Below are 13,907 nucleotides of genomic sequence, written 5' to 3'. Positions count from 1 at the left end.
TCAACAAGTTGAAATCTACTTGAATTCAACCACGGTTACACCTGATCCGCCTTCACCAGCTTCTCCGAAGCGAATTTTCTTAACGGAGCGGTGATTTCGTAAATATTCTTGAACCCCTTGCCTTAAAACACCCGTACCCTTTCCATGGATAATTGAAACACGTGGATATCCTGATAATAAAGCATCATCGATATATTTCTCCACCTTTAACAAGGCATCTTCATATCTTTCCCCGCGAAGATCCAGTTCAAGTTTTACTTGCGAATCCCTTCCCCGTACAATGGCCATTGGTTTTGTATCTACTTGTTTTGGGGTGCTCAAGTATTCCAAGTCTTTTTCTTTCACCTTCATTTTGAGAATCCCAATTTGAACTTGCCATTCACCTGATGAAGTTTTTTCGATTAAAAAGCCTTTTTGATCAAAGGTTAAAACCTTTACTTCATCACCAGATGCAAATGTATGTTTTTTCGTTTTCTTCGCTGCCGAAATTGCTGATTTCTTGATTTCAGGCGCTGCTTCCTCAAGGCGTCTTTTCGCATCAATCAACTCGTGTTCCTTAATCTCGGCATGCTTATCCATGCGCATTTTCCGAAGGTCACGAATAATTTTTTCAGCCTCTCCCTTTGCATCATCAACAATATCCTTAGCCTTTTCGGCCGCTTTTTCAAGCAAGCTGTCCTTATTCTCGTAGAACTCTATCATTTGTTTTTGGAGGTCCTTATGAAGCTTTTCTGCCTGCTTTAAGTATTCGCGGGCTTCTTCCTGTTCTTTTTCAGCCTGGCGCTTACTTTCCTCTAAGGAAGCAATCATTTTATCGATTTGATTGGTATCCTCGCTGACATGGGAGCGGGCAGCCTCAATAACCCGGTCGTTCAACCCTAGTCGCTTGGAAATCTCAAAGGCATTGCTTCGGCCAGGTACCCCTAATAGCAGCTTGTACGTTGGGCTAAGTGTCTCTACATCAAATTCGACACTTGCATTTAAGACCCCTTCTCTGTTATAGCCATAGGCTTTTAATTCCGGGTAATGGGTGGTGGCAATCACCCTTGCTCCCCTTTTATGCACCTCATCTAAAATCGAGATGGCTAATGCAGCACCCTCTTGCGGGTCAGTACCGGCACCAAGTTCATCAAATAAAACCAGACTTTTATAATCTACTTTATTTAAAATATCGACAATATTGACCATATGGGAGGAAAAGGTACTTAAGCTTTGTTCAATTGACTGTTCATCGCCAATGTCAGCATATACAGCATGAAAAACAGCAAGCTCCGAACCATCTAATGCCGGCACCTGCAACCCGGCTTGAGCCATTAACGAACATAAACCTAATGTTTTTAATGTCACTGTTTTCCCGCCCGTGTTTGGTCCGGTAATCACAATCGTTGAATAGTCCGTTCCAAGGAAAATATCGTTCGCGACCACTTCCTCAATCGGGATTAATGGATGTCTTGCCTTAAATAAACGAATTCTTCCTTCATTATTCATGGTTGGCATAGACGCTTTAATTTGCCGGCCATATCTTGCTTTTGCAAAAATAAAATCCAAATCACCAAGAACTTCAACAATTACCTTTAGTTCTGACTCATGCTCAGCCACATTTGCCGATAGCTCCGTTAAAATTCGTTCAATTTCCAGCTGCTCTTTTACCCGAATATCCTGGAGCTGATTATTCAATTGAACAATTGCTTGCGGTTCAATAAATAATGTTTGTCCTGAGGAACTTTGGTCATGGATAATTCCGCCGTAGTGTCCGCGATATTCCTGTTTTACCGGGATGACGTATCGGTCATTACGAATCGTTACAATCGCATCAGACAGCATTTTTTGCGCACTTGAAGAGCGAATCATACTTTCAAGCTTTTCGCGGATCCTTGCCTCATTGGAGCGCATTTGGGATCGCAACGAACGCAATAGCTCACTGGCCCCATCCAAAACTTCACCACTTTCATCAATGGCATATTTAATTGAATGTTCAAGGTTTGTCAGCGGAATAATTTGCCCGGCTTTGTCTGCTAAAATAGGGAGATCCAATTTTTCATCCGCAATCTCCTCAATAAATCGTTTCATTTGCCGGCTTGTATAAATCGTGCTCGCAGTTTGAACCAATTCATGCGTGCTCAAGACACCGCCAATGACCGAACGTTTAATATGGGCGCGTATATCGTGAACCCCTGAGAGAGGCACATTCCCTTTTAACCTTAGTACAGCTGTCGCTTCATCCGTTTCCGCTTGGAGCTTCACGACTTCGGAAAAATCTGTTGAGGGAACAAGGTTTTTTATTTTATCTTTACCAAGTGAGGAAGCAGCATGGTTAAACAACTGTTCCTTCACTTTATTGAATTCTAATACCTTTAAGGTTCTTTCTTGCATGGAAAGAGACCTCCTTATTTCTTATGATCGATTATGCAAAAATTCCAGTAAATCATTCGTTTCCAGTGCATTTAACACCGAGGATTTTTTGATCCAGCCCTTTTTGGCAGCTGAAACGCCAATTTCCATATGGGCTAATGTATCTATTCTATGGGCATCCGTATTAATAAGAATCTTTACACCCGCTGCCTGTGCTTTTCTTAAATATTCTGCCGATAAATCAAGCCGGTTCGGGTTTGCATTTAATTCTAACGCCGTGTTCGTTTCTTTTGCGAGCTCAATGAGCAGATCCAAATCGACATCGTAGCCGGCACGGCGTCCAATTTTACGGCCGGTTGGATGGGCAATTAAATCGACATGGGAATTAGTTAAAGCTGTCTTAAGCCGTTCCATGATTTTCTCCCGCGGCTGGGAAAAAGCGGAATGGATTGAGGCAATCACAAAATCCATCTCACCGAGTAAATCATCTTCATAGTCTAATGTTCCATCCGGAAGAATATCCATTTCCACCCCGGATAGAATGAGAATATCATCATATTTTTCATTTAATTTTTTAATTTCTTCCCTTTGTTTTAAAAGCCGCTCTCTTGTAAGGCCATTAGCCACCTTGAGATACTGGGAATGATCGGTAATGGCCATATATTTATAGCCTCTGGCACGGCAGGCTTCGACCATTTCTTCGATCGTATGGGCACCGTCACTCCATGTTGAGTGCATATGGAGATCCCCTTTTATATCCTTCAGCTCGATTAGTTCCTCATTTGCCGTGAATTCTTCGACTTCTTTGCCATCCTCCCTAATTTCCGGCGGGATAAACGGGAGATCGAAATGTTTGAAAAATTCCTCTTCGGAGGAAAAAGTCAAAATTTTACCTGTTTCGAGATTTTCAACACCATACTCACTAATTTTCTCACCGCGTTCCTTAGCCAGCTGGCGCATACGGACATTATGGTCCTTTGAACCGGTAAAGTGATGTAAGGTTGTAATAAATTCCTCCGGTTTTACCAGACGGAAATCAGCGGAAACATCATAATCCAGTCCAAATACGACGGAAACCTTTGTGCCTCCAGCTCCAATGACTTCTTTAATTTTTGGAAATTTCAGCAGGGAGTCCTTTACACTTTCAGGATGGTTCGTCCCAATAATAAAATCCAAATCTTTAATCGTTTCCCTCATTCTGCGGATACTTCCTGCCCTTGAAAAGCGCTCAATATCCGGGGTGTTTGCCAAGATTGCTTCAATCTGCTCGGCAATCGGAAGCATATAGGCAAGCGGCAGCCTCTCCGGCCGATTGCCTAAGTCCGCGATAGCCGCTAAAATTTTCTCTTCTGTTTTCTTGCCAAAGCCGGCAAGCCCCTGCACTTTGCCAGATTTACAGGCTTCCTCTAAATCATTGACATCCTCAATTCCAAGCTCCTGATATAGCTTTGAAATTTTCTTGCCTCCGAGTCCTGGGATTTGCAATAACGGAATTAATCCAGCTGGAACTTCCTCTTTTAGCTCATCCAATACAGTGGATGTACCGTCTTTTATGTATTCATCAATGACAGCGGCCGTTCCTTTCCCAATACCGGAAATCGCCGTAAAGTTTTCAATCTCTAATAAACTGCGTTCGTCGACCTCCAAAGCATTGGCGGCTTTTCGAAAAGCGGAAACCTTAAACGGATTTTCCCCTTTCAGTTCCATATAAACCGCAATGATTTCTAATAAACGAATGACTTCTTTTTTATTTACTTCCATCGATTCCACCCACCTTAAAGAATAGCATTTCCTTATTGAGAAAAGCGTAAGCGCCTTGGTCAGCCCCGACAGCTGCTTGTGGTCCTGGCGGTGAAGTCGTTTTTTGACTTCATCGTCAGGACCGAAGCGACCTAGGAAAAAAGCAGTTCATTTTTTCCCTCGAGGGGCTAGGCGCTGGAGCTAGACAATTCTCGAAGTCGAAAATTTATTTACCTATCAGCCAATAGAAAAACTTCTCTGCTACAGAGAAGTTAAAGCAGTTGAATATTCAATCCATAGACTCTTAATTTGCTGCGAAAGGATTGGGGTATGCTTTACCATCATCCCGGCCAATACAGAATGATCTAATGGATTCTGTAAAACTTCCAATGGAATAAGCGCTGCAATATATAATAAAATAAAAATAAGTAAATAGACTTCTGCAAATCCAAGGAATCCCCCTGCCCAAACATTTAAAAATCTAAGGACCGGCAAATGGGCAATAAAATCAAGCATGGAACCAATGATTTGACACAGTACCTTTACGGCAAAAAAGATGATGACAAAGGCAATCGCCCGATAAAAAGCTGCTTCCATATTGCTGCTGCCCGTTAAAAGCTTTAAGGTTGTGTCCTCCCCTAATTTGGGATAAGGAATCCACAGCGTTAACCTTGAGGCCAAATCATCATAGTATAAATTTGCCACAATATATGCAATAATAAATCCTGTTAAATGTACAAGCTGAAGGATGAAACCCCTTTTAAGACCTGTAAAAAATCCAATAATTAATAAAATGATAATGGCTAAATCCAGCATTGACTTTTCAGTCCTTTTCCTTAATTAATTCAGCTTTCAGCCGCTCCAATTGATCTCTGATTTTAATATAATCATTAACGGCATTTACCGCTGTTAAAACGGCTAATTTACTTACCTCAAGCGACGGATTCCTTGAGCTGATTTCCCGCATTTTATCGTTAACTAATGAGGCTACAAGCTTGATATGGCTTGAACTTTCATCTCCGACAATGACATATTGCTGTCCGTAAATACTAACGGTTGTTCTTGATTTTTGTGAGTTTGACAACGTAAATGCCTCCATTCAAAGGAATCCTACTCTCTATCATACCATGAACGGGTATACGTGGAAAAGTTAAACCATACAGAAATGTGGAAAACTCTTGGGAATTCCACATAATCAAATCTTATTTTATAGAAATGTGGTGCAAATTTTGGGGAATGTTGTTTTAAAATGCGATCTAACTGAAATAACAAAAATGAAAAACTATTATAATTCCTTTTTGACCGATAAAACGCCTCCTGGCAGTATTTTTGCTGCCAAAACCCCAGCTTGTATGATTACTGCCTATAAGTCGGGCAAAGTACTTTTTCAAGGCAATAATTGTGAAGGAGAAGCAAGCAAATGGGGGAATTCTAACCCAAAGGCTTCTGCTCCTGTTCGAAAAAGCAATTCTACGGCGAAATCAGGTTCAGCTAAGGGCCATGTGCCAACGGGAATAGGACTTATGTCCGCCGTTGGTTCGGATGAAGTTGGTACCGGGGACTTTTTCGGCCCGATTACAGTTGTCGCTGCTTATGTTAAAAAAGAGGATATCCCGTTATTAAAAGAATTGGGTGTCCGAGATTCAAAGGATTTAAATGATGAAAAAATTATTGCGATTGCCAAAGTAATTAAGGATGTTGTCCCTTACAGCCTTCTAACTTTAAAAAATGAAAAGTATAATCAGCTGCAGCAATCGGGAATGTCACAGGGGAAAATGAAGGCAATCCTACATAATCAAGCGATTCTGCATGTGTTAGAAAAAATTTCTCCTGCAAAACCGGAGGCCATTTTGATTGACCAATTTGTTCAGGAAAGCACCTATTTTCAACATCTTAAAAACCAGAAATCCATTGCCCGTGAAAAGGTTTATTTTAGTACTAAGGCAGAGGGGATACATCTTGCAGTTGCTGCTGCCTCTATCCTCGCACGCTATGCTTTTGTACAATATATGGACAAGCTCAGCGCTGATGCCGGCTTTACTATCCCTAAAGGGGCCGGCTCACAGGTTGATGAAGCAGCAGCCAAGCTGATTTTGAAAAAGGGACAAGATGTTCTTCCTGCCTATGTAAAACTTCATTTTGCCAACACCGAAAAGGCAATGAATCTTGTGAAGAAAAAGAGGGGCTGAAGTTGATCTTCAGCCCCTTCTTCATTAACCCCGTAACACGGCTCCTGCTTTTTCTTTTAATGCCTCAAGTACTTTATTATGAACCTTTGTGACTTCTTCGTCTGTTAAAGTTCGTTCTGGATCAGCATATTTTAATGAAAACGCAATGGATTTTTTACCTGCTTCCATATGCTCCCCTTCGTATAAATCAAACACATGGGCTTCTTTAATTAAAGGAGCACCTGTTGTTAAAATAATTTCTTTCAAGGTGTTGGAAACTGTTTCTTTATTGGCTACAAGGGCAATATCTCTTGTAATCGATGGGAAACGAGGAATTGCTTGATATTGAAGTGCAGCGGTTTCCTCACCAAGAATATCTTTCAACGAAAGCTCGAACACATAGGTGTCTTTTAAATCAAGCTCTTTTTGCACATTTGGATGTACCTGCCCGATAAAGCCCACTTTTTTGTCATTCAGCTGTACTTCCGCTGTACGGCCCGGATGCATGCTGTCTACCTTCGCTTGGACAAATTTCACCTGTTCGAGCACTCCTAGTTTTGCAAACATTCCTTCTAAAATCCCTTTTAATACAAAGAAATCAACAGGCTTCTTCTCACCTTGCCATGAATGGCTATGCCATAAGCCGGTAATCGCAGCCGCTACATGTTCTTCCTCTGTTGGAAGCACTTCAGTACCATTACCTAAGAAAACGGCACCCGTTTCATAAGCCCCTAGGCTGTCGTTTTGACGGGCACTATTGTATTTTAATACCTCCAACAGCTGTGGCATGATACTTAAGCGGAGAATGCTGCGTTCTTCACTCATCGGCATCGCCAAGCGGATTGTCTCACTTTGAGTAAGTGCAAATTGGGCCGCTTTTTCTTCACTTGTTAAGGAATACGTAACTGCTTGATAAAGTCCCGCACCTTCTAAATATTGGCGGACTACCCGACGCTTTTTCTGGTAATCAGATAGTTTTCCAGGAGTGGAAGAACCAATTGGTAATGTTTTTGGAATATTGTCATAGCCGTAGAGACGTGCTACTTCTTCAATTAAGTCTTCTTCAATTTTAATATCACCGCGGCGGGTCGGAGCTGTAACCGTAACGAAATCATTTTCAATCGTCACACCGAATTGCAGACGGTCAAAAATATCTTCAACATCGGCTGCATTTAGATTTGTTCCGAGGACACGGTTAATTTTTTCAAGTGTAATCGATACAATAGCAGGCTCAACTGTAAGAGTATCCACTTCTGCAGTACCTTCTAACACTTCACCCTCGGCATATTTCGCCATTAGGTAAGCTGCCCGGTCTCCTGCAGCACGAACACGATTCGGGTCAACCCCTTTTTCAAAACGCGCACTTGCTTCGCTTCGTAATCCATGGTCTTTTGAAGCTTTTCTTACAACGCCCCCACTAAAATAAGCCGCTTCTAATAGAACCGTAGTGGTGTCCGAAATGACTTCAGAGTTGGCACCACCCATTACTCCGGCAATGGCTACAGGTTCTGAACCATTTGTGATGACAAGATGGTCAGAGGTTAAGGTGCGTTCTGCATCATCAAGTGTTACAATCTTTTCTCCATCTTTTGCTCGGCGGACAAGGATTTCTTTAGAACCTAAACGGTCGTAGTCAAACGCATGAAGCGGTTGGCCGTATTCTAATAAAATATAGTTTGTAATATCGACAACGTTATTGTGCGGACGAATTCCTGCAGACATTAATCGCGTTTGCATCCACAATGGGGATGGACCGATTTTTACATTTTTAATCATTTTCGCAACATATAACGGATTATCCTCTTTTGCTTCAACAACCACTTTTACATAATCAGATGCTTTTTCACTAGTTGATTGAAGAGCTGTTTCCGGAAGCTTTACATCTCGGCCGAGGATTGCTGCCACTTCATAGGCAACACCAAGCATGCTTAAGCAGTCGGATCGATTAGGTGTCAACCCAAGCTCAAGAACTTGGTCATCTCTGTTTAATAATGCCAGCGCATCAGTCCCGACTTCAGCATCAGCAGGAAAAACAAAGATTCCCTCAGAATATTCTTTTGGTACGATTTTTCCTTCCATACCAAGCTCGGTTAAAGAACAGATCATCCCATTTGATTCTTCGCCGCGAAGCTTTGCTTTTTTAATTTTAAAATTGCCTGGAAGCACCGCGCCAACCGTGGCCACTGCAACCTTTTGTCCTTGGGCGACATTTGGTGCGCCACAAATAATTTGAACTGGTGCTTCTTCACCAATATCAACAAGACATTTGCTAAGTTTATCTGCATTTGGATGTTGTTCACGTTCTTGAACATACCCAACTACGACACCCTTAATTCCTTCGTTAAGAACCTCAACGCCCTCAACTTCAATCCCGCTCTTTGTAATTTTTTCAGCTAATTCTTCTGCCGTTACTCCGGATAAATCTACATAATCCTGGAGCCATTTATATGAAACGAACATGTCGTTACTCCTCCTTATTGATTTACTTAAGCGACCGATGGCCGGTTTTTATTCATGCGTTGAAAATTGCTTTAAGAAACGAACGTCATTTGTGTAGAAATGACGAATATCATCAATTCCGTATTTTAACATGGCAATCCGCTCTGGACCCATTCCAAATGCGAAGCCTGTGTATTTTTTCGAATCATAACCGGCCATTTCCAATACGTTTGGATGAACCATCCCGGCACCTAAAATTTCAATCCAGCCTGTTCGCTTACATACGCTGCAGCCATGGCCACCACAAATTTTACAGGAAATATCCATTTCAACAGATGGCTCTGTAAATGGGAAAAAGCTAGGACGAAGGCGGATTTCGCGGTCTTCACCAAACATTTTCTTTGCAAAAACCTCTAAAGTCCCTTTCAGATCACTCATACGGATGTTTTCGCCGACCACAAGTCCTTCAATCTGCATAAATTGATGGGAGTGTGTCGCATCATCATTATCGCGTCGGTACACTTTTCCCGGGCAGATAATTTTAATCGGACCTTTACCTTCATTCTTTTCCATTGTCCGTGCTTGAACCGGTGATGTATGAGTACGAAGCAGGATTTCTTCTGTGATATAAAAAGAGTCCTGCATATCGCGAGCCGGGTGCCCTTTTGGCAGGTTTAATGCTTCGAAGTTATAGTAATCCTGCTCGACCTCCGGACCTTCTGCTACCTGGTAGCCCATACCGATAAACAAATCTTCAATTTCTTCGATAATTCTTGTTAATGGATGATGGTTCCCCACTTTGACCGGACGGCCCGGCAGCGTAACATCAATCGTTTCCGATGCCAATTTCTCCATTACCGCTGCTTCTTCTAAATCCTTTTGCTTTGCTTCAAGCTTTACAGAAATCGCCTCACGCACCTCATTTGCAAGTGCCCCCATAATCGGACGCTCTTCCGCAGAAAGCTTACCCATCCCGCGAAGCACCTCCGTAATCGGCCCCTTCTTCCCTAAATACGCAACACGAATATCATTCAATTCCTTCAAACTAGAAGACTGCTCAATCTTCTGAATCGCTTCCTCCTGCAACTCCTTTAAACGCTCTTGCATCAGAATTTCCTCCTTTTAATTTCGACAAATTTCAGGTGGTGACAGGCACCCGTCGGATTCTGTCGAATTCGACAAAATAAAAAAACCCCATCCCAAAAAGGGACGAGGTTTTTGTTCGCGGTACCACCCTTGTAAACACTGTATGTATAAAACATTAGCGTTCGCTTCATTCGGATAACGGCTTTTCGCCGATGCATCTTTACATTTTCTCTCGAAAATGGTCCCGATGCCAACTCAGGAGGTGAACTTCTCTTGTGTGAACACGTAAAAGTGCTTCCAGTCACGGCACTTTCTCCCTAAAAGGTTCTGTACAAGATACTTTTCTCCGTCATTGTTTTTGAGAATATCAATATTGTTCATTATTATATAATAATTTTCTTGCGGTTTCAAACCCTAATCAAGCCTATTTTTTCAAATAATAAAGAAGGATGCCGGTTGCGACAGCTACATTTAAGGATTCGCTCTTGCCGTAAATCGGGATATAGAGATTGGCGGTTGTATTGGACAGGATTTCTTTACTGACGCCAGCTCCCTCATTACCGACGATAAGAGCAAACGATTCAGATGTTTTAGTTTCTGTATAAACAGAAGCATTTTCTAGTGCAGTACCATAGACCGGGATGTTTTTTTCCTTCAGTATCTGAATCCAGTCATTTAGATCGCCCCTTACAATTGGGAGATGAAAATGGCTGCCCTGTGCGGAGCGGAGGACTTTTGCGTTAAAAATATCCACGCTGCCGTGCCCGACGATAACAGCCTCAATTCCTGCAGCATCTGCTGTACGGATCATCGTTCCCAAGTTTCCAGGGTCTTGGACTGCATCAATGAGTAGAAATGTTTTCGCATTATTTAGTGCTGTTTCGCTGCCTTCTTGACGACAAATTGCATAAATTCCCTGCGGGGCTTCTGTATCGGATAATGTATTTGAAATTTCTTCTGTTACTAGTGTAATGGATACTGCTCCTGTATCCCAGCGCGGCGGTAGCTCCGCCTTGTCTGAAATAATGATTTCTAGAACTTGTTCTCTTTGTTTTAAGGCTTCTTCTACTAAGTGGAATCCTTCTACGATGAACAATCCTGTTTTATCACGTTCTTTTTTGGTTTGCAGCTTTTTCCATTGTTTCACCTGTGGATTTTGGACAGATTGAATGTGTTTCAACAGTAAATCTCCTTTTACATGCTTTTTAATTTCCTCATTATACATAATTAAACCAAAATTAGAAATGATAATAAAGAATCGAAGGCTAAAAAGGAGTGTGTAAGGATGAACCTAAACTTAAGAAATGCTATTATTCATAATGTATCTGGAAACTCACAGGCTGAGTTGGAGGATACAATTGTTGATGCCATCCAAAATGGCGAAGAAAAAATGCTCCCAGGTCTTGGGGTATTATTTGAAGTAATTTGGAACAATTCCTCCGAGAATGAGAAAAAAGAGATGCTCTCTGCACTCGAAAATGGTTTAAAGCATTAATGGATAAAGGTAGCTGCCGATTTTGGGATCGGCAGTTTTTTGTTGAAAAGAAATCAAAATCCCCCGAGGCGAAGCCCCGGAGGAAAAAATCATCCTTATTCAAACGTAATCTTATTAACCGTTTCACGATCTAATCGCTTAATGACTTCCACAATTAATTTTACTGCATTCTCAAAGTCATCACGGTGCAGCATAGCGGCATGAGAGTGAATATAACGCGTAGCGATCGTAATCGCTAAAGTCGGAACACCTTTATGCGTTAAATGAATCGAACCTGCATCCGTCCCGCCGCCTGGAATCGCATCAAACTGGTACGGAATATTCAATTCATCCGCCAAATCCGTTACAAAATCCCGCAATCCTTTATGAGAAACAAGCGACGCATCATATAAAATGATTTGCGGCCCTTTCCCCATCTTGCTCATTGCTTCCTGCTCAGAAATTCCTGGAGTATCGCCGGCAATTCCGACATCAACACCAAAACCGATATCCGGCTCAATTTTTGCAGCTGATGTCCGCGCTCCGCGTAAGCCAACCTCTTCTTGAATCGTACCTACACCATAGACCACATTCGGATGGTCCACCCCCTGCAATTGTTTCAGTACTTCAATCGCAATCGCACAACCGATTCGATTATCCCATGCTTTAGCCAACAGCATTTTTTCATTGTTCATTACAGTAAATTCAAAATATGGAACCACCATATCCCCAGGGCAAACACCCCATCCTATTGCCTCTTCACGGCTTGAGGCACCAATATCAATGAACATATCTTTAATTTCTACAGGCTTTTTACGCGCCTCAGCAGATAAAATATGCGGCGGCTTCGAACCGATTACCCCGGTTACCTCGCCTTTTTTCGTAACAATCGTCACGCGCTGAGCGAGCATGACCTGGCCCCACCAGCCGCCGACTGTTTGGAAACGAAGAAATCCTTTATCATCGATTTGGGTAATCATAAATCCTACTTCATCAAGGTGACCGGCCACCATAATCTTCGGACCGCTTTCATTACCGACCTTTTTGGCAATCAAACTGCCAAGCCCATCTGTAGTCACTTCGTCTGCATATGGTTCTATGTATTTTTTCATAACCTCGCGAACTTCGCGCTCATTTCCGGGAATCCCTTTGGCATCTGTTAAATCTTTTAACATTGTTAATGTTTCATCTAATTTCGCCATTTATTTACCCCCTTAATATATGTACGAATTTAATTATACAGAAGTTTACAATCTAGATACAAATTAAATGGATAAACAACTCAACTAAACGATAGCATCTATAGGATGTTCACAACAATAAGTTCTCATGTATAACTATATTATATCTGGAAAATATTAAGCAAAAAAGTACCTTTTGTTAAAAGGTTTACTAATTAAAGAAGAATGACCATATTTTTATATACCGGATGAACCGAACCCGCCTTCTAATCTTACTGAATCCGATAAATTTTCTGTTTCAATAATATTAACTCTTAAAACTGGAGCAATCACCATTTGAGCAATTCTCATTTGTTTTTCTATTTTAAAATCCTCTTTTCCATGATTAATGAGGATAATTTGAATTTCTCCCCTGTACCCTTCATCAATGGTTCCTGGACTGTTTAGTACAGTAATGGCGTGTTTTAATGCTAAACCACTTCTTGGTCTAATCTGAGCCTCTGTTCCTTTTGGCAATTCAATTTGTAAGCCTGTTCTAACTAATCCTGCTTCCCCAGCTTTAATTATTTTTTCCTCAATAGAAAACAAATCTAATCCGGCATCCCCCTCATGTGCTCGATAGGGTATACGCGCATCATCATTCATTAATTTTACCTTTACGTTATATTCCATTTGAACCTCCACTAGCAAATTTTATGTAGTTTAAGCAAAATAAAACTTATGAACACTCTTGCAAAATTTGGTGAAACTTTTCCCCCTCTGTTTCGTATTAAAAGAAAATTAAGTAGGGGGCTTAACAATGGTCTGGATGCTCCGTTTCGTTCTATTGCTTTTACTTATCCTCTATTTTTATTATGTCTCAAAATCCCTTTTAGCACCTAAACGGAAGCTTAAGTCTGCCAGTAAACAAAAGCGTTTTTTGCTTCTTGATAGCGATGATGTTAGAAGGAACTTCCTGTTGACCTACAAAGGGGCTGTGTTTACAGGTGAAAAATATAACGGTAGTACCGCTATATCCATTACGATTTGGCCACAAAATAAACCAAGCGGGTTAGCAAAAGAAGACTTTATTTTTATTGAAAAAAAGATCTGTGAAAAATATCCAAATGCCGAAATCCATTGGAAAAGTCCGATTCAGGAATTCCTCAAGGACACTTAATATTTTAAAAATAAATATAGCATTAGGATAAATTCTATAACGGCTAGCAACGGAAAACCAATTTTAAACTGAACATGTTTAGTTTTATGGCGATAAAGCTGCATTCCCATCGTTGCTCCAATTGCTCCGCCGAACAGTGCCACAAGCCATAAAGTTTTTTCCTGAATCCTGTATTTGTGATGAATAGCCCTTTGTTTATCCTCCCACATGATGATTAAACCAGCGACATTCATAATTATATAGACCACTAATAATAGTGTGTTCCCCTCCACTCTCGATTCCTCCTATCAGAAAAAGCCATCCTCGAT

At 41.3% G+C, this 13,907-nt stretch carries 13 protein-coding genes and 1 other annotated feature; of the genes, 3 read left to right on the top strand and 10 right to left on the bottom strand.

The window, feature by feature from the left end; genetic code table 11:
* Nucleotides 1–15: 15 nt before the first annotated feature.
* From ACFQZ9_RS17100 to zapA, 4 genes are all read right to left on the bottom strand, one after another.
* Nucleotides 16–2,373: an endonuclease MutS2 gene (locus tag ACFQZ9_RS17100; protein WP_498944709.1), complete on the bottom strand. Its 2,358-nt coding sequence runs from the start codon at nt 2,371–2,373 to the stop codon at nt 16–18.
* 21 nt (nt 2,374–2,394) lie between these two features.
* On the bottom strand, nt 2,395–4,113 hold the full coding sequence (gene polX, locus ACFQZ9_RS17095; RefSeq protein WP_498944708.1) for a DNA polymerase/3'-5' exonuclease PolX: 1,719 nt from the start codon (nt 4,111–4,113) through the stop codon (nt 2,395–2,397).
* A gap of 240 nt (nt 4,114–4,353) precedes the next feature.
* Nucleotides 4,354–4,908, bottom strand: a complete 555-nt coding sequence (locus ACFQZ9_RS17090) for a CvpA family protein (protein WP_198309377.1) — start codon at nt 4,906–4,908, stop codon at nt 4,354–4,356.
* A gap of 7 nt (nt 4,909–4,915) precedes the next feature.
* On the bottom strand, nt 4,916–5,176 hold the full coding sequence (gene zapA / locus ACFQZ9_RS17085) for a cell division protein ZapA (protein ID WP_498944707.1): 261 nt from the start codon (nt 5,174–5,176) through the stop codon (nt 4,916–4,918).
* 145 nt (nt 5,177–5,321) lie between these two features.
* Here zapA and rnhC point away from each other — a divergent pair, with 145 nt between their 5' ends.
* Entirely contained in the window at nt 5,322–6,281 is a 960-nt protein-coding gene (rnhC, locus tag ACFQZ9_RS17080; RefSeq protein WP_498944706.1) for a ribonuclease HIII, read from the top strand.
* A 24-nt stretch (nt 6,282–6,305) separates the two neighbouring features.
* Here rnhC and pheT read toward each other — a convergent pair whose 3' ends face one another.
* The 3 genes from pheT to ACFQZ9_RS17065 all read right to left on the bottom strand — a co-directional run bounded on the left by pheT (nt 6,306) and on the right by ACFQZ9_RS17065 (nt 10,965).
* Nucleotides 6,306–8,720 carry a phenylalanine--tRNA ligase subunit beta gene (pheT, locus tag ACFQZ9_RS17075; RefSeq protein ID WP_498944705.1) on the bottom strand — a complete coding sequence of 805 codons (2,415 nt, stop codon included), beginning with the start codon at nt 8,718–8,720 and terminating at the stop codon, nt 6,306–6,308.
* A gap of 48 nt (nt 8,721–8,768) precedes the next feature.
* On the bottom strand, nt 8,769–9,806 hold the full coding sequence (gene pheS, locus ACFQZ9_RS17070; RefSeq protein ID WP_026572242.1) for a phenylalanine--tRNA ligase subunit alpha: 1,038 nt from the start codon (nt 9,804–9,806) through the stop codon (nt 8,769–8,771).
* Nucleotides 9,807–9,901: 95 nt separating this feature from the next.
* Nucleotides 9,902–10,147, bottom strand: a binding site (T-box leader).
* 62 nt (nt 10,148–10,209) lie between these two features.
* Nucleotides 10,210–10,965: a TrmH family RNA methyltransferase gene (locus ACFQZ9_RS17065; RefSeq protein WP_498944704.1), complete on the bottom strand. Its 756-nt coding sequence runs from the start codon at nt 10,963–10,965 to the stop codon at nt 10,210–10,212.
* Between the two features lie 105 nt (nt 10,966–11,070).
* Between ACFQZ9_RS17065 and sspI the strand changes: the two genes are divergently transcribed.
* Complete coding sequence (sspI, locus tag ACFQZ9_RS17060) at nt 11,071–11,280, top strand: small acid-soluble spore protein SspI (RefSeq protein ID WP_498944703.1); 210 nt, start codon at nt 11,071–11,073, stop codon at nt 11,278–11,280.
* A 95-nt stretch (nt 11,281–11,375) separates the two neighbouring features.
* Here sspI and ACFQZ9_RS17055 read toward each other — a convergent pair whose 3' ends face one another.
* Together ACFQZ9_RS17055 and dut are read right to left on the bottom strand one after the other, a co-directional pair.
* Nucleotides 11,376–12,461, bottom strand: a complete 1,086-nt coding sequence (locus ACFQZ9_RS17055; protein ID WP_498944702.1) for a M42 family metallopeptidase — start codon at nt 12,459–12,461, stop codon at nt 11,376–11,378.
* A 216-nt stretch (nt 12,462–12,677) separates the two neighbouring features.
* Nucleotides 12,678–13,112, bottom strand: a complete 435-nt coding sequence (gene dut / locus ACFQZ9_RS17050; protein WP_498944701.1) for a dUTP diphosphatase — start codon at nt 13,110–13,112, stop codon at nt 12,678–12,680.
* A gap of 127 nt (nt 13,113–13,239) precedes the next feature.
* Between dut and ACFQZ9_RS17045 the strand changes: the two genes are divergently transcribed.
* Nucleotides 13,240–13,599 carry a sigma-w pathway protein ysdB gene (locus ACFQZ9_RS17045; RefSeq protein WP_498944700.1) on the top strand — a complete coding sequence of 120 codons (360 nt, stop codon included), beginning with the start codon at nt 13,240–13,242 and terminating at the stop codon, nt 13,597–13,599.
* Here the strand turns inward: ACFQZ9_RS17045 and ACFQZ9_RS17040 are convergent.
* A complete protein-coding gene (locus ACFQZ9_RS17040) occupies nt 13,596–13,871 on the bottom strand; it encodes a DUF1294 domain-containing protein (RefSeq protein WP_232489986.1) in 276 nt (91 codons plus the stop codon). The genes ACFQZ9_RS17045 and ACFQZ9_RS17040 overlap by 4 nt on opposite strands.
* Nucleotides 13,872–13,907 lie beyond the last annotated feature (36 nt).

This window comes from Neobacillus sp. GCM10027624, assembly GCF_042675345.1.
Classification (GTDB): Bacteria; Bacillota; Bacilli; order Bacillales; family Cytobacillaceae; genus Neobacillus; species Neobacillus cucumis_D.
The sequence above is the reverse complement of the archived record's forward strand: the minus strand, read 5'-3'. Positions and strand labels throughout refer to the sequence as shown.